At 73.7% G+C, this 15,485-nt stretch carries 14 protein-coding genes and 1 riboswitch; of the genes, 5 read left to right on the top strand and 9 right to left on the bottom strand.

Annotation, left to right across the window (positions count from 1 at the left end):
• Positions 1-132 precede the first annotated feature (132 nt).
• Together AB0J86_RS35125 and AB0J86_RS35120 are read right to left on the bottom strand one after the other, a co-directional pair.
• Entirely contained in the window at positions 133-1,014 is an 882-nt protein-coding gene (locus tag AB0J86_RS35125; protein ID WP_363862003.1) for a fumarylacetoacetate hydrolase family protein, read from the bottom strand.
• Positions 1,011-1,757 (bottom strand): polysaccharide deacetylase family protein, encoded by a 747-nt coding sequence (locus tag AB0J86_RS35120; protein ID WP_363862009.1) that lies wholly within the window; start codon positions 1,755-1,757, stop codon positions 1,011-1,013. The genes AB0J86_RS35125 and AB0J86_RS35120 overlap by 4 nt, the downstream gene beginning before the upstream one ends.
• Before the next feature lie 506 nt (positions 1,758-2,263).
• Here AB0J86_RS35120 and AB0J86_RS35115 point away from each other — a divergent pair.
• From AB0J86_RS35115 to AB0J86_RS35095, 5 genes are all read left to right on the top strand, one after another.
• Positions 2,264-3,292, top strand: a complete 1,029-nt coding sequence (locus AB0J86_RS35115) for an ABC transporter substrate-binding protein (protein ID WP_363862002.1) — start codon at positions 2,264-2,266, stop codon at positions 3,290-3,292.
• An 80-nt stretch (positions 3,293-3,372) separates the two neighbouring features.
• On the top strand, positions 3,373-4,209 hold the full coding sequence (locus tag AB0J86_RS35110) for a methyltransferase domain-containing protein (RefSeq protein WP_363862001.1): 837 nt from the start codon (positions 3,373-3,375) through the stop codon (positions 4,207-4,209).
• Entirely contained in the window at positions 4,206-4,991 is a 786-nt protein-coding gene (locus AB0J86_RS35105) for an ABC transporter permease (RefSeq protein WP_363862000.1), read from the top strand. The genes AB0J86_RS35110 and AB0J86_RS35105 overlap by 4 nt, the downstream gene beginning before the upstream one ends.
• 220 nt (positions 4,992-5,211) lie before the next feature.
• Complete coding sequence (locus tag AB0J86_RS35100) at positions 5,212-6,012, top strand: ABC transporter ATP-binding protein (RefSeq protein WP_363862008.1); 801 nt, start codon at positions 5,212-5,214, stop codon at positions 6,010-6,012.
• A gap of 73 nt (positions 6,013-6,085) precedes the next feature.
• Positions 6,086-8,422, top strand: coding sequence for a hypothetical protein (locus tag AB0J86_RS35095; protein WP_363861999.1), 2,337 nt, complete (start codon positions 6,086-6,088; stop codon positions 8,420-8,422).
• 91 nt (positions 8,423-8,513) lie between these two features.
• On the opposite strand, the gene thiC is transcribed toward AB0J86_RS35095, so the two are convergent.
• From thiC to thiE, 7 genes are all read right to left on the bottom strand, one after another.
• Complete coding sequence (gene thiC / locus AB0J86_RS35090; RefSeq protein WP_363861998.1) at positions 8,514-10,106, bottom strand: phosphomethylpyrimidine synthase ThiC; 1,593 nt, start codon at positions 10,104-10,106, stop codon at positions 8,514-8,516.
• Positions 10,107-10,161: 55 nt separating this feature from the next.
• Positions 10,162-10,998 (bottom strand): PfkB family carbohydrate kinase, encoded by an 837-nt coding sequence (locus tag AB0J86_RS35085; protein WP_363861997.1) that lies wholly within the window; start codon positions 10,996-10,998, stop codon positions 10,162-10,164.
• Entirely contained in the window at positions 10,995-11,714 is a 720-nt protein-coding gene (locus AB0J86_RS35080; protein ID WP_363861996.1) for a thiamine phosphate synthase, read from the bottom strand. Before AB0J86_RS35080 ends, AB0J86_RS35085 begins: the two co-directional genes overlap by 4 nt.
• A gap of 65 nt (positions 11,715-11,779) precedes the next feature.
• A complete protein-coding gene (locus AB0J86_RS35075) occupies positions 11,780-12,541 on the bottom strand; it encodes a thiazole synthase (protein WP_363862007.1) in 762 nt (253 codons plus the stop codon).
• A 95-nt stretch (positions 12,542-12,636) separates the two neighbouring features.
• On the bottom strand, positions 12,637-12,837 hold the full coding sequence (gene thiS / locus AB0J86_RS35070) for a sulfur carrier protein ThiS (RefSeq protein ID WP_363861995.1): 201 nt from the start codon (positions 12,835-12,837) through the stop codon (positions 12,637-12,639).
• 8 nt (positions 12,838-12,845) lie between these two features.
• Complete coding sequence (thiO, locus tag AB0J86_RS35065) at positions 12,846-14,102, bottom strand: glycine oxidase ThiO (protein ID WP_363861994.1); 1,257 nt, start codon at positions 14,100-14,102, stop codon at positions 12,846-12,848.
• Complete coding sequence (thiE, locus tag AB0J86_RS35060) at positions 14,099-14,764, bottom strand: thiamine phosphate synthase (RefSeq protein WP_363861993.1); 666 nt, start codon at positions 14,762-14,764, stop codon at positions 14,099-14,101. The genes thiO and thiE overlap by 4 nt, the downstream gene beginning before the upstream one ends.
• Positions 14,759-14,866, bottom strand: a riboswitch (TPP riboswitch). Its footprint overlaps the gene before it by 6 nt.
• Positions 14,867-15,485: the final 619 nt, after the last annotated feature.

The raw sequence follows: 15,485 nt of genomic DNA, 5'->3' as shown, positions 1-15,485 counted from the left end.
TGCCGGCGCCACCCTGAAAGCTCCACACCACGGGCCCCCCCCCCCGGCCCCCGCCCCCCCCCCCCCGGGCCGCCCCCCCCCCCCCCCCCCCCCCCCCTCGACGTTCGTCTGGCCGCCGTTCTCGGGTGCAGGTCAGGCGGGGAGTTGCTCGTCCTCGATCGGGTTGCGCAGGATGCCGATCCCCTCGATCTCGATCTCGCAGACGTCGCCCGCGCGCATCCAGACCGGGGGCCGGCGGGCGTGGCCGACGCCGGACGGGGTACCGGTCACCAGCACGTCACCCGGTTCCAGCGTCATCGCCCGCGACACGTCGGCGATGGTCTCGGCGACCGGGAACATCATGTTCTCGGTGTTGTCGGACTGCATCACCTCGCCGTTGAGGCGGCTGGAGATCCGCAGCCCCCGGGCCCCGCGGGGCAGTTCGTCCGCCGTCACCAGCCAGGGGCCGAAGCCGCCCGTACCGTCGAAGTTCTTCCCGATGTCCCACTGGCTGGTGCGCCGCTGGTACTCCCGTACGGTGCCGTCGTTGAAGCACGCGTACCCGGCGACGTGGTCCAGCGCCTCGGCCACGTCGACGTGCCGGGTACGCCGCCCGATGACGACCGCCAGCTCCGCCTCGTAGTCCAGCGTCTCCGAGACGACGGGCCGGACGATGGGGCGCTCGTGCGCCACCAGGGAGCCGACGTGGCGCAGGAAGATGGTGGGGAATTTCGGCACGTTGTCCCGCATCGGCCCCTCCTGCACGTGCTCCAGGTAGTTGAGCCCGAGGCAGACGATCCGACGCGGGGCCGCCCCCGGCAGCGCGTAGGTCAGCCCGTCGAGCGGCCGTACCGCCCGGGCCGGCGCCGCGGCGACCAGTTCGGCGAGCGCGGTCAGGTCGCCGCCGGTACGGACCAGCCACTCCGTCAGGTCGTCCGGGGCCGACGGGTCGGCCTCCCGCAGGTCGACCACCTCGTCGCCGCGGACCACGCCGAGGCGCCGCACGCCGTCGACCTCGAATCCCACGATCCTCATGCCGCCGCACCGCCGTCCAGGCTGGTCCGGACGTACCCGGCCAGTTCCGCCCGGGTGGCGAGCCAGACGTCGTCGCGCCCGCGCGTCTCGCGGGCGATCGTCTCGTACGCCCACGCGCCCGCCGGCCTGCCGTAGCAGTGCGCGTGCGCCGTGACATCGATCATCACGGCCTCCTCCTCGTCGGCGAGCGCCGCGGCCAGGAGGTCGTCGAAGATCTCCACGAACTGCCGGGGCGAGCGGCCGTACCGCATCGCGTGCGGCAGGTCGTTGACCTCCATCGTCAGCGGGATACCGACCAGGTCCCCGTCCTCGAAGACCTGCAGGTACGGGCGGTCGTCGTCGAAGACGTCGCCCTGCCAGTCGTACCCCGCCGCCAGTAGGAAGCGGGCGGTGTCGGGGCCGGGGGTGCCGCGCGGGCTGATCCAGCCCGTCGGGCGCACGCCGGTGGCCGCGGTGAGCAGCTCGGTCGTACGGGCGATGTTCTCCCGGTCCGCCTCCGGTTCGAGTCCGGCCGGCACGATCTCCTGTCCGTACCCGTGCGCCACGATTTCGTGTCCCGCCTCGGCAATCGCCTTAACCACGTCGGGACTTCTCTCGGCGATAACGCCGCTGACCATCACACTGGATCGCACATTTGTTCGATCCAGCACCCGTAGCAAACGGTCAATGCCTCGTGCCGCGCCGTAATGGCCCCACGACAAGGCGTTGCTGTCGAAGGTCCCGGCCGGCAGCGCGTTTCCCATCGGCCCGATACCGGGGGCCCGCCCATCCGACCACGCCTCGAACGCGATGTTGAATACCACCGCCACGCGCCGGCCTTCCGGCCAGCGAAAGTCTCTACCGAGGCGGCGAATCCGCGCCCCCCGGGCCAGCACGTCTTTCCCGTCGTACACGTTGCCTCTTTCTCCGCTGCTCACGCTGGTCACGGGTCACGCAACGTTTCCCAGCCCGTTTCGAGCCCGTTCCGAGCCTGCCGTCCGGCCCGGCCGATCGTCCGATATGGTCCGCCGTCAGGGCGGTTTGCCTGACCGGACAGATGGGCCGTACGTGCACGTCCCCACGCAACGTGCCGACGCCGGAACTTCACGTTCGGAAAGGTACCAAGGCAGACGAGATCGGTTTACCATCACCTGCGGACCCCGGCCGGGCGCCGTAGCACGACTCAGCCGACTTCGCATCTCTCTCCACAAGCGACGTTGGCGCGGCTCTCGGCACTAACCGCCTTATGGCTTCGCAGAGGGAGAAATACATGATCGGGCGCGCCCGTGTGCTCGCGGCTGGCCTGCTGGCCACTGTCCTGTTAGGCGCGAGTGCCTGTAGCAGCTCCGATGACAAGAGCGGCTCGGACGCCAACGGCAAGGCCCTGGAGAAGGTCACCTACCTGACCACCTTCGGCAACGCCGGCCGGGACGCCTTCGCGTGGGTGGCGAAGGAGAAGGGCTACTTCAAGGAGGCCGGCCTCGACGTCGACATCCAGCTCGGCAAGGCGACCGGCGAGAACGTCAAGCTGGTGGCCGGCGGCTCGGCCCAGTACTCCAACCTCGACATGATCGGTGCCTGGATCCTCCAGGCCACCACCCCGGAGTACAAGGACGCCTTCCGCACCGTCGCGGCGGTGCACCAGCAGTCGCTGGTGGCCATCTTCGTGAAGGACGGCGGCAACATCACCTCGCCCCGGGACCTCGCCGGCAAGAAGATCGGCGCCGCGGCGAACTCGGTGAACCAGCTGCTCTTCCCGGCCTACGCCCAGCTCGTCGGCATCGACCCGAAGAGCGTGACCTGGGTCAACGTGCAGACGACGGACATCCCGGCCACCCTGGCCGCCGGCCGCGCCGACGCGGTCAGCACCTTCCTCATCAGCCGTACCGGCATCGAGAAGGCCGCCGGCAAGACCATCGTGCTGCCGTACAACAACTACCTGAGCGACCTGTTCGGTAACGGCATCGTCGCGAGCACCAAGACGATCAAGGAGAACCCGGACCAGGTCAAGCGGATGCGGGACGCCCTCATGAAGGGCCTGCAGTACACCATCGAGCACCCGGACGAGGCGGTCGACATCCTGCACAAGGCGCAGCCGAGCTCCAACCCGGCCGCCGCGAAGGGCGAGATCGACGCGATGAGCCCGTACGTGCGGCCGGCCAACAACGCGCCGATCGGCTCGATGGACCAGCAGCGGGTGGCCAAGGCCCTCGCCATCCTGCAGGGCTCGGGGCTCTTCAAGGGGGAGAACCTGACCCCGGACCAGGTGGTCAACTTCGACCTGACCCCGAAGGCCTGACCTCCCGTTCGACCTCCAGGAAGGGCCGTGGCGGATCGCCCGCCGCGGCCCTTTCGGCCCCTGCCCCACAGGAGTTCAGCGTGACCGTGTTCACCCCCGCGGAGACCCCGCACCCGGATCTGCCGTCGTACTCCTTCGACAACGACGACCCGGAGGCGGTCGACCGCCACAACTACCTCTCGGCCATGCTCGACCCGACCACCTTCGAGCGGCTTGCCGGCCTGGGCGACCTCACCGGGTACCGCTGCCTGGAGCTCGGCGCCGGCGGTGGCAGCGTCGCCCGCTGGCTGGCCGAACGGGTCGGACCGACCGGGCGGGTCGTCGCGACCGACCTCAACACCAGGCACATCCCGCCCCACCCCGGCTACACCGTCCTGACGCACGACCTCGAACGGGACCCGTTGCCCGAGGGGCCGTGGGATCTCATCCACGCCCGGCTGGTGCTGCTGCACGTACCGCGGCGCGAGGAGGTCCTGCGCGGGCTCGCCGACTCCCTGGCCCCCGGCGGCGCACTGGTCATCGAGGACTGGCTGACCTCGGTGAACAAGCTGGTCCTCGCCGCGCCCGACGCCGAGTCGGCCGCGTTGTTCGACGCGTTCCAGACCACCATGGTGGAACGGATCCTGCCGGCCCAGGGGAACGATCCCGGCTGGGCCGCCCGGGTGCACGGGGCCATGCTCGACGCCGGACTGGTCGACGTGGACACCGTCATCTCGGCCCGATCTTGGCCCGGCGGCAGCCCCGGTACCCTGATCGCCGGCGCCAACATCGCCCAGCTCCGGGACCAGCTGTTCGCCCACGGGTTCACACCGGAGCAGCTGGACGCCCTGCACCGCCTGGTCGCCGACCCCCGGCTGGTGCTCAGGAGCAACCTGACCTACTCGACGGTCGGCCGGCGCGCGAAGGACGGACGATGAGCGACACAGGCACAAAGGCCCCCCGGTCCCGACTGGCGAAAGTGGGCCCGCCGATCGTCGGCGCCGTCGTCGCCATCGGCATCTGGTGGGGTTCCGTCGTCGTCTTCAACGTCCGGTCGTTCTTCCTGCCGTCGCCGCCGGAGATCGTGCAGCGCTTCTTCGAGCAGCCCGAGTACCTGTTGCAGGAGGCGGGACGGACGCTGACGGAGACCGCGTCCGGGTACGGCATCGCGGTGGTGACGGCCCTGCTGCTCGCCATCCTGCTGGCCGCGTCCCCCACCATCGAGCGGGCCACGCTGCCGCTGCTCATCACGCTCAACTCGATCCCGAAGGTGGCCATCGCGCCGCTGCTGGTCCTCTGGCTGGGTTTCGGCCCGCAGCCGAAGATCTTCCTCGCGGCGCTGATCTGCTTCTTCCCGCTCGTGGTCGCGGCGATGTCCGGCCTCGCCTCCACCCCGGCCGACCTCGGGGAACTGGCCCGGTCGCTCTCCGCCTCGTGGGCGCAGACCTACCTCAAGGTGCGCCTCCCGTGGGCGCTGCCGCAGATCTTCGTCGGCCTCAAGGTGGCGATCTCGATGGCGCCGATCGGCGCGGTCGTGGCCGAGGTCTACAACCCCGACCACGGGCTCGGCGCGGTCATCGCCCTCTCGACGGCCTCGGCCGACACCGCGCTGGCGTTCGCCGCGATCGTGCTGCTGGCGATCCTGAGCGTCGGGCTGTACTACATCGTCGTGGGAATCGAGCGGCTGCTGCTGCCGTGGGCCAAGGCGATCTCCGCGTAGTGACGGCGGGTCTCCGGCGGTCGTACGGCCGCCGGAGACCGGCGACGTGGTGGCCGGCGTACGGTCGGCCGCCACGACTCCCCGGGGCGGCGAGCGCGCCCGCGCACCGGGGAACGGGCAGCAGGGGCGCGACATCTTCGAGACTTCACGGGCACCGCGCCCGACCCGCGTTTCAGCTAGGAGAGCCGGAATGAGCCAGACCGGAGCCGCCAAGAGCGGAATGATCGAGATCAGCGGCCTGTCGCGAACATTCGGTGGCCGCGCCGGGCAGGTCGAGGCGCTGCGCAACATCGACCTCACCGTGAGCGACCAGGAGTTCGTGGCCATCATCGGGCGTTCGGGCTGCGGCAAGTCGACGCTGCTGCGCCTGGTCGCGGGCCTGATCCCGCCCACCTCCGGCACCGTGTCGGTCGGCGGCGAACAGGTGAAGAAGCCCCGCCGGGACATCGCCATGATGTTCCAGCGCCCGGCGCTGCTGCCCTGGCGCTCGGTGCTGGACAACGTGCTGCTGCCGGTGGAGATCTTCGGCTGGAAGCGGGCCCAGCACCGGGCGCGGGCGCAGGAGCTGCTGGAGATCGTCGGCCTGACCGGCTTCGAGAAGCGGCTGCCGCACGAACTCTCCGGCGGCATGCAGCAGCGCGTCTCGCTCTGCCGGGCGCTGATCCAGAACCCCAAGGTCCTGCTGATGGACGAGCCGTTCTCGGCCCTGGACGCGCTCACCCGCGAGGAACTCGCCGTCGAGTTGCAGCGCATCCACCTCCAGCTGGGCACCACGATCCTCTTCGTGACGCACTCGATCCAGGAGGCCGTCCTGCTGGCCGACCGGGTCGCCGTACTGAGCGCCCGTCCCGGGCGGATCCGCAAGCTGGTGGAGGTCGGCATCCCGCGACCGCGCACCTTCGGGCACAACGCGCACCTGGAAGAGGTCGCCGCCTGCTCGGCCGAGCTGCACGAGCTGCTGCTGACCAACGAGCATCTACCGGCGACGACGGGCGCGGAGGCGACGCCGGCGGCCAAGTAACACCGTTCCGCCGAACCTCGCCCGCCGGGAACGTGGGTGGCGGGCGAACCGGGCGCGCCGTAACGTGCCCGGCGTGACCTATCGGACCTGGAGCAGGGTGCTGCTCGCGGCGGTCGTCGCGGGTGTGCTGGCCGGTGCCGGTCAGCTCGGCCTCGCGTACGGCCTGGGTGTCGCACGGATCGCGCGCAGCTTCGACGGCGGCACGGTGAACCAGTGGTACGCCCAGCTCTCCTGGGTGAGCTGGTTCGCGATGGTCGCCGTGGTGGTCGCGGCGGTGGTCACGGAGCGGCTGGCCCGCCGGCGGCGGTTCCCCCGTACGGTCGCGGCCCAGCTCGCGCTCGCCGCCGCCGCCGCGCTCGGGGCCGCCATCGTCGCGCCGCTGAGCATGCAGCCCGCGCTCGGCGCCCAGCTCGCCGGGGCCAGCCCGGTGCGGGCCGTCGGCCTCTGCGCCGCGCTCGGGGCGGTGGTCGGGCTGCTCGCCGCCCTCACCGCGCTCCGGCTGCGCCCGGCGGGCTGGAACGCCCTCGGGCTCGCCGGCGGCGTCTGGTTCCTGGCCCTCTTCTCCGTCCTCCCCTCGCTCGGGCCGGACGACCCCCTCCCCTCGGTACGCCTCGGCGTGCCGGATTCGCCCTGGTTCGGCGGTACGAGGCAGGGTCTCGCGGTCGCCACGATGCCGGTACTCGCCCTGCTCGCGGGCGCGGCGACCGGGGCGCTGGGCCGTTGGCGCGGGCTGCCCACGCGTCAGGTCGCCGCCGCGGGCGTCGTCGGACCCGCCATGCTCGCACTCGCGTACCTCCTCGCGGGGCCCGGTCGTGCGGCGGACGGCTATCAGGTCGCGCCATACTGGGCGGCGGTGATCTCGGTTGCCGCGGGCGCGCTCGGCTCGGCACTCGTCACCGTGGCTCGGTGGCCGTTGACGGTCGGTGACACCACGGGTGCCCAGAGCGCGACCTCGGGCGAGTCACCGCAGCACCTGGTGGATGCCGGCACCGACAGGCGCCACCACGACCCGGGAGAGGAAACCCGCGACAGCATGGACACGCCTGAGTCCTCGATCAGCCAGGAGCTGGGGACCGGTGCCGCACCGATCCCCGCCCAGCGCGCAGCGCACGACGCCGACGCCGGCCAGCCGGGCGACGACCACCCGGCGGCGGGCGCGAGCACGGGCATGACGACGCTGAGCTGGGCCGGTGACGCCCCGACAGTGGGCTGGTCCGGGGAGTCCGCCACGCCGCGACCGGGGGCCGGCTCCGACGCCGACCCGGGCGCACATCGCCCCACCACCGAGGACTTCTGGCCGGCGTGGTCCACGCAACAGACCACCCACGCCCTCGCCGACAGCTACCACGACGGCGACCGCTGGCAGCCCGAACCGCCGGAGCCCGTCACCCGTACCAGCGACAGCTGGGACGCCTTCGCCGCCGCGGAACGGGAGATCGGCCGGCACAGCGGTCCGCTCAACGAGGTCCGCCCCCGCCACCGGGACGATTCGGGCGCCTTCGACCACTTCACCCCCGGCCCCCCGCAACCCGAGGCCCGGCCCGCGCCCGAACCCTTCCTTCCGAGCCCTGCCCCGATTCCGAACCCGGCCCCGAGCGGTCAACCAACCCTCACGCCGGTACCCGTCAACCCGCCGCCCAGCGCGCCGACGCCCCTCACCCAACTGCCGGTCGGACCGCCCCCGGTCGCGCCGGCCCCGATCGCCCCACCCCCCGTCACGCCGACTCCGATCGCGCCACCCCCCGTCGCGCCGCAGCCGATCGCGCAGCCGTCCGCCCCGCCGACCCCCCTCACGCAGCTGCCCACCGCGCCGACACCGGTCGCACCGCCGCCCGTGGCACCGCAACCCGTCGCGCCACCGCCGACGGTGCCCGGCACCGCCACGACCGCACCGACCACGACCGCACCGAGCGCGGCCACCCCGTTCCCGGCCGCGCCACCGTTCGCGGCGGACCCCGCACCGGCACCCCGGCCAACGGCCGAACCCCTGCCGACGCTCGATACCCCGCCGGTGGAGCCGTACGCCGCCCCGACCGCGGCAACACCAACGTCACCCCCGCCGGCACCGGCGCCGGCACCGCGGGAGATCAACCCCGAGCTGCTCGGCGCGGACCGCCTCGCCGCCCCGGCCCGGCGCGAGGTCGCCCCCGAACCCGCCGCCCCGGCCGGTACCGGAACGACCGACACCACCGGCGACGCGAACCCCACCGGCAAGCGCGCCCGGCGCGGACTGTTCCGGCGCAACAAGGGCGCCGACGAGGGCGGCAAGCGCGGTACGGCGACCGACCAGGTGCCCGAGCACGACGAGGAGTACGTCGACTGGGTGAGCGGGCTCGGCGCCGACGACGACGTCGATCCCAGCCTCCGCCGGTCGCTGCGCCCGTCCGCCCGCGACCTCGCCGAGGAGTAACGAGGGCTGCCCCGAGCGGACCACGTCCACCGGACGCGGACCGCTCGGGCACCAACCGCCCGGCCCACGACGGGCCGGGGCCAACGACCGGTCAGGCGAGCGGCAGGTACACCTTGCCCCCCGCCTCGACGAACTCCGTCGACTTGTCCCGCATGCCGCGCTCGGCGTACTCCTTCAGCTCCTGCGTGATCTTCATGGAGCAGAACTTCGGTCCGCACATGGAGCAGAAGTGCGCCGTCTTCGCGGGCTGCGCCGGCAGCGTCGCGTCGTGGTACGACCGGGCGGTCTCGGGGTCCAGCGAGAGGTTGAACTGGTCCTCCCAGCGGAACTCGAACCGCGCCTTGCTCAGCGCGTCGTCCCACGCCTGCGCGCCCGGGTGGCCCTTGGCCAGGTCCGCCGCGTGCGCGGCGATCTTGTACGCGATCACGCCCGCCTTCACGTCGTCCCGGTCCGGCAGCCCGAGGTGCTCCTTCGGGGTGACGTAGCAGAGCATGGCGGTGCCGAACATGCCGATCATCGCGGCGCCGATCGCCGACGTGATGTGGTCGTACGCCGGGGCGATGTCGGTGGTGAGCGGGCCGAGCGTGTAGAAGGGCGCCTCGTGGCAGAGCTCCTGCTGGAGGTCCACGTTCTCCTTGATCTTGTGCATCGGGACGTGCCCGGGGCCCTCGATCATGACCTGCACGTCGTGCTCCCAGGCGATTTTGGTCAGCTCGCCGAGGGTACGCAGCTCGGCGAACTGCGCCTCGTCGTTGGCGTCCGCGATCGAGCCCGGCCGCAGCCCGTCGCCGAGGGAGAAGGTCACGTCGTACCGGGCGAGGATCTCGCAGAGCTCCGCGAAGTTCGTGTAGAGGAAGTTCTCCTCGTGGTGCGCGAGGCACCAGGCCGCCATGATCGAGCCGCCGCGCGACACGATGCCGGTAACCCGGTTCACCGCCAGCGGCACGTACGCCAGCCGCACCCCCGCGTGCACCGTCATGTAGTCCACGCCCTGTTCGGCCTGCTCGATGACGGTGTCCCGGTAGACCTCCCAGGAGAGCTTCACCGGATCGCCGTCGACCTTCTCCAGCGCCTGGTAGATCGGCACCGTGCCGATCGGTACCGGCGAGTTGCGGACGATCGCCTCGCGGGTCTCGTGGATCCGCTTGCCCGTCGAGAGGTCCATCACGGTGTCCGCGCCCCAGCGGGTGGCCCAGGTCAGCTTCTCCACCTCCTCGGCGATCGAGGAGCTGACCGCCGAGGTGCCGATGTTGGCGTTCACCTTCACCAGGAAGCGGTTGCCGATGATCATCGGCTCGGACTCCGGGTGGTTGACGTTGACCGGCAGCACGGCGCGACCGGCCGCCACCTCGTCGCGTACCAGCTCGGGCGGGAGCTGTTCGCGCAGCGCGACGAACTCCATCTCCGGTGTCACCACGCCCGCCCGGGCGTACGCGAGCTGGGTGGGTCGCCGACCGCCGGCACCGGCCAGCGGCGTACCGGCACCGCGCACCGGCGCCACGTCGCCGCGCTCGGCGATCCACGGCCCGCGCAGCGGGGCGAGCCCGACCTCCGGGTCCGATCCGGGCCCGGAGGTGTCGTAGAGCCGGACCGGCGGGTTGTCTCCGGTCAGCTCCACCTCGGCGAACGGTACCCGGATGTCCGGGCGCGATCCCTCGGCGTAGACCTTGCGTCGTGCCTGCATACGAGCGCCTCCTCATAGATCGGCCGGACCAGGTTGGTCGACCGGACCGAACAGCTCAGCCGGACCAGTGGAAGTGGTCCAGCGGTCCGTGACCGCCGCCCAGCACCCACTCGCGGGAACCGGCGAGCGCACGGGCCACGTACTCCTTGGCGAACCGCACCGCGGCCGGCACCTCGTCGCCGAGGGCGACCCGCGCGGCAATCGCGGCGGAGAAGGAACAGCCGGTGCCGTGGGTGTTGCCGGTGGCGACCCGGGGGCCGCGCAGCAGCGTCACGCCGGAGCCGGTCCAGAACGCGTCGACCGCCTCGGCGCCGTGGCGTCCGCCGCCGGCCGCCGTCGGGTCGCCGGGCCCCGGCGCGTCCCGGTCCGCGTCCCCGCCGGTCACCACCACGTACGCCGGCCCGCCGGCCGCGATCTCGGCCGCCGCCCTGGCCATCTCGTCCGGGGTGTCAACGGGCCGGCCGACGATCGCGCCCGCCTCCTCCCGGTTCGGGGTCACCACCAGGGCGTACGGCAGCAGCCGCTCGACGGCCGCGACCACGCTGAGCCGGTGCCCGCTGGTCGAGACGAGGACCGGGTCGACGACCAGGTTGGGCAGCAGCCCCGCGCGGGCCTGGGCGGCGACCGCGTCCGCCACCGCCTCGGTACCGAGCATTCCGGTCTTCACCGCCGCGACCGGCAGGTCGGCCAGGACCGCCTCGATCTGACCGGTCACGATCCGGGCGGGAAGCGGCAGGACGTCGCGTACCTCGCGGGTGTTCTGCGCGGTGACCGCCGTGAGCACGGAGGTGCCGAAGAGGCCCAGGGCGGCGAAGACCTTGAGGTCGGCCTGGATGCCGGCGCCGCCGCCGGAGTCGGAGCCGGCGATGGTGAGCGCCACCGGTGGCGTCACCGCGCCGCCCCGATCCCGTCGTGCGCCGCCGCGCCGTCCGTGTCGTGCGCCGCCACGCCGATCCCGTCCTGCGCCGCCGCGCCGTCCGCGTCGCGCGGGATCGCCGGGTCGACCGCGCCGCCGCCGGCCGCCGCCGCGACCAGCGCGCGGACCAGTCGCGCCGGGTCGTCGGCGGCCATCACGGCACCCATCACGGCGACCCCGGTGGCGCCCGCGGCCAGGCACTCGGCGACCTGCCGGGGGCCGGTGACGCCGCCTAGGGCGAGCACCGGCACCGGGGCACGGCGGACCAGCTCGGCCAGCCCCGACGGGCCGAGCGGTGGCCCGTAGCCCGGCTTGGAGCGGCTCGGATAGACCGGCGAGAGGGTCACATAGTCCTCTGTGGAGAGCCGGGCCAGCTCGGCCCGGTCGTGGCAGGAGCGCCCGACCAGGCGCAGCCGGGGCGGCGGATACGGGCCGGCGGCCGGCAGGTGCACGGCCGTACCGCCGAGCGGGTCGGGACCGGCGACGACGAGGGTGCCGCCGGCCGGCGCGAGGATCGCGCGCAGCCGCTCGGCCAGCGCCAGCCGCTCCGGCCGGGGCAGTTCCTTCTCCCGCAGCACCACCCAGCGCAGCCCGCCGTCGACCGCGGCGCGCACCACGTCGGGCAGCGGCCGGCTGGCGAGCCGCTGGTCGGTGAGGAGCACGATCCCCTCGGGCGGCGCGGGCCGCGCCACCTCGCCGGTTCCGGCCGGTCGGGCCGGGCCGCGCCGATCAGCCGATCGAGCCGTACCGCCGGGGGTCACAGCTCCGGCCGTCCCTCGTCCGGGGTGGAGGCGAGCGCGTGGAAGCGCCGGGGGATCCGGCCCGCCCGGGCCGCGAGCCAGCCCGCCTCGACGGCGTGCCGCATCGCGGTCGCCATCCGGACCGGGTCGGCGGCCCGGGTGACCGCGCTGGCGACCATCACCCCGTCACAGCCCAGCTCCATGGCGAGCGCGGCCTCGGAGGCGGTACCGATGCCCGCGTCGAGGATCACCGGCACCTCGACGCTCTGCCGGATCAGCCGGATGTGGTGGGGGTTGCCGATGCCCAGCCCCGACCCGATCGGCGCGCCCGCCGGCATCACCGCGGCGCAGCCGACGTCGACCAGCCGGCGGGCGAGGATCGGGTCGTCGGTGGTGTACGGCAGCACGGTGAAGCCGTCGGCCACCAGCCGCTCGGCGGCGCTCAGCAGCTCGACCGCGTCGGGGAGCAGCGTCCGCTCGTCCCCAATCACCTCCAGCTTCACCCACTCGGTACCGAACGCCTCCCGGGCCAGGTGGGCGACCTTGACCGCCTCGGTCGCCGTATAGCAGCCGGCCGTGTTCGGCAGCAGCCGTACGCCGCACCGGTCCAGCAGGTCGAGCAGGCCGCCGTTCATCGTCGCGGCGGCGTCGACCCGGCGCAGCGCGAGCGTGACCAGCGCCGTACCGGAGGCACGGATCGCCTGTTCCAGCACGTGCAGGTTCGCCGCACCGCCGGTACCGAGGATGAGCCGCGAGCCGAGCGTCCGCCCGGCCAGCACCCACCGGTCGGCGTCCTCGGCGCTCGACCCGGTCCCGGCGTCCGTCCCGGGCGTGCCCGCCCGCTCGGCGGTACCGGCCGGCGCGTCCACCCCGCTCACCCGCCCTGCGAGGCGGTCAGCACCTCGACCCGGTCGCCGTCGCGCAGCACCGTCGCCGGCCAGCCGGCCCGCGGGACCACCTCGCCGTTGACCGCGACCGCCACGCCGCGGGTCTGCGCGGTCACCGCCGCGACCAGCTCGGCCACGGTCGCCCGGTCGGAGAGCGTCCGACCCACCCCATTCACCGTCAACCTCACTCCGACCCTCATTTCTCGTTGTTCGGCAGCGAACCGACCTCGCCCCGGCCCGCCCCCGGGCTCTCGGTGCCGTTCGGCCGCCCGGACCGCCCCGGGCGCTCGGACGGCACCGGGCGCTCGGACCGCCCCGGGCGCTCGGACCGCACCGGGCGCCCTGAGCGCTCCGCTTGCTCGCCCGGCGCCGCGCCGGGCGGACCGAACCGGTCCGGCGCGAACGGCGCCAGCCCCGGCGCGGGTACGCCGGTGGCGATCAGCTCGGCGAGGAGGTCGGCGGTGACCGGCGTCAGCAGGACGCCGTGCCGGTAGTGACCGGTGGCCGCGACGACCCCGGGCCGGTCGGGCAGCGCGCCGAGGATCGGGGCGTTGTCCGGCGTACCGGGGCGCAGCCCGGCGGACGCCTCGACCAGGTGGTACTCGGCGATCTCCGGGATCAGGTCGACCGCCGCGCGCAGCAGTTCCGACACCGCCCCGGCGGTCACCGACCGGTCCACGCGCTCCTCGACGGTCGCGCCGACCACCACCTCGCCGTCGGTACGCGGCACCAGGTAGGCCGAGCGGCCGTCGGCGTACCCGCGGATCACGTGCCGGAACCCGGGGGCGGCCTCGCCGGGCGCGCGCAGCCGCAGCACCTGCCCCTTGACCGGGCGGATCGGCAGCCCCGCCAGTTCGGCGGCCTGGCAGCCGGCGGCGACCACCACCACGCCGGCGTCCACGTCGGACAGGCGGCGTACCCGGGTCGGCACGACCTCGACCCCGACCCGGCGTACGGCGGTGAGCAGCGCGGCGACCAGCCGGCGCGGGTCGACCTGGTGGTCGTCGGGCGCGTGCGCCCCGCCGCGCACCCGGGGCGAGAGCAGCGGCTCGCGTTCGCGCAGCTCCCCCGCGCGCAACGGGGTGATCGGCAGCCCGAGTTCCCCCTGGTACGTCCAGAGCCGGCTCGCCTCGGCGACGTCGTCGCGGGTGAGCCCGACCACCAGCGTCCCGTCGGTGCGGTAGCCGCAGTCCAGGCCGGAGAGGTCGGCGAGTTCGGCCGCGAAGCCGGGCCAGCGGGCCGCGGAGTCCACCTGGAGGCGGGTCAGCTCCTCCTCGCCGAAGTACGCCTCGCCGACCGGGGCGAGCATGCCGGCGGCGACCGCCACCGCACCGGAGCCCGGCGCCGGGTCGTACACGGTCACCCGCAGCCCGCGCGCCGCGCACCGCCACGCGACGGCCAGCCCGATCGGGCCGCCACCGACCACCGCGACGTCCGGCCGCCGGGCCGTCACCGCGGGCCCCGGGTGCCCTGGTGGGCCGGCGCCGCCTCACGGGGCAGCGCCGCGAGCAGTTCGGCGGTGGCCCGGGCCGGGTCGGCCGCGGCGGAGACCGCGCCGACCACCGCCACCCCGTACGCCCCGGCGGCCAGCAGCTCGGGCACCCGCCGGGCGGTCACCCCGCCGATGGCGATGACCGGTACGCCGACCGCGGCGACCACCCGCGCGATCCCGGGCGGCCCGATCGGGTCCGGCAGCCCGTCCTTGGTGCTGGTGTCGAAGCAGGGCCCGACGCCGAGGTAGCCGGCGCCGTCGGCGACCGCGGCCAGCGCCGGCTCCGGCGCGCGGGCGGTGGCGCCGAGCAGCGCCCCGGGGCCGAGCACCCGCCGGGCGGCGGCCACCGGCAGGTCGAGCGCGCCGACGTGGCCGCCCGCCGCGCCGACCGCGAGCGCGACGTGCAACCGGTCGTTGACCAGGCACGTCGCCCCGACGGGGGCGCACAGCTCGACGACGTGCCGGGCCAGCTCGTACGCCTCGCGGTCGCTGGCGGAGTCCTCGACCCGGACCTGTACGAGCAGCTCGGGTCCGGCCACCGAGAGCGCCGCGCGGACGACGCCGAGCGGGTCCCGGCCGGGCCGGGTGTCGGTGATGAGATGCAGTCGTGCCAGGGATGGCATGGCAACTCTCCTCCCTGCGCCGGCATGATCCGGATCAGGTTCGACGGTCGGGGGCTGCAGCCCCCCTCTCAGCCCGGTGCACCGGACTCCCGTGGGTTACGTGCCTGCCACGTTACGACGCGATCCCCCGATCCGCCAAGGGGCGGCCCGCAGGGAGTTACATCACGTTGCGACGCGGAGAACGACGAGTTACGCCGCCCCGACCGCCGGGCGGCAGGTACCGGGGGATTTGTCCCTCCTATCCGGATCGATCTCCCTCGGTTACCCAACCGTTACCTGATTTGTCTTGTCGTCGTATTGCCGGCCACCGATCTTCCGGCATTAATTTGTTCATCGACAGAGCAAAATTTGATGGTCCGGTTCCGGCACACCGGTCCACCAGCTAGTCGCGACCGTGCCAGGGCCGCCAGTCCTGTCGCGGAAGCCCCACCCCGCGTTCCGCCACGACCGGCGGGACGCGGCCCAGGCCCGGGACGGTCTTCGGCGAGCCGACCCGGGATTTCCGCTGTCCACCCCGGACGAACCTGTCCGCTCCGGACGAAGGAGATCCAACTTGTCCAGATCTCGCCGACGCCGCGCACCGCGCGGCGGGGCCCTCACGCACGCCGCACTGGCCCTGGCCGTCGCGCTCGGCTCGACGACGGCCGCCCTGTTCGCCGCCCCGACCGCCGCGACCGCAGCCCCCTCGGCCGCGCGGGCCGAGCGCGCCCCCGACCGGGCG

Origin of the sequence: Micromonospora sp. NPDC049559 (assembly GCF_040676675.1) — a bacterium.
Taxonomy (GTDB): Bacteria; Actinomycetota; Actinomycetes; order Mycobacteriales; family Micromonosporaceae; genus JBFAPK01.
Note: the sequence above shows the minus strand (reverse complement) of the source record. Positions and strands in the feature narration are given on the sequence as shown.

What these genes read in the sequence shown, in the direction of transcription:
- AB0J86_RS35125 (WP_363862003.1), bottom strand. Translation starts at nt 1,014, where the DNA reads ATGAGGATCGTGGGATTCGAGGTCGACGGCGTGCGGCGCCTCGGCGTG.
- AB0J86_RS35120 (WP_363862009.1), bottom strand. Translation starts at nt 1,757, where the DNA reads ATGGGAAACGCGCTGCCGGCCGGGACCTTCGACAGCAACGCCTTGTCG.
- AB0J86_RS35115 (WP_363862002.1), top strand. Translation starts at nt 2,264, where the DNA reads ATGATCGGGCGCGCCCGTGTGCTCGCGGCTGGCCTGCTGGCCACTGTC.
- AB0J86_RS35105 (WP_363862000.1), top strand. Translation starts at nt 4,206, where the DNA reads ATGAGCGACACAGGCACAAAGGCCCCCCGGTCCCGACTGGCGAAAGTG.
- AB0J86_RS35100 (WP_363862008.1), top strand. Translation starts at nt 5,212, where the DNA reads ATGATCGAGATCAGCGGCCTGTCGCGAACATTCGGTGGCCGCGCCGGG.
- thiC (WP_363861998.1), bottom strand. Translation starts at nt 10,106, where the DNA reads ATGCAGGCACGACGCAAGGTCTACGCCGAGGGATCGCGCCCGGACATC.
- thiE (WP_363861993.1), bottom strand. Translation starts at nt 14,764, where the DNA reads ATGCCATCCCTGGCACGACTGCATCTCATCACCGACACCCGGCCCGGC.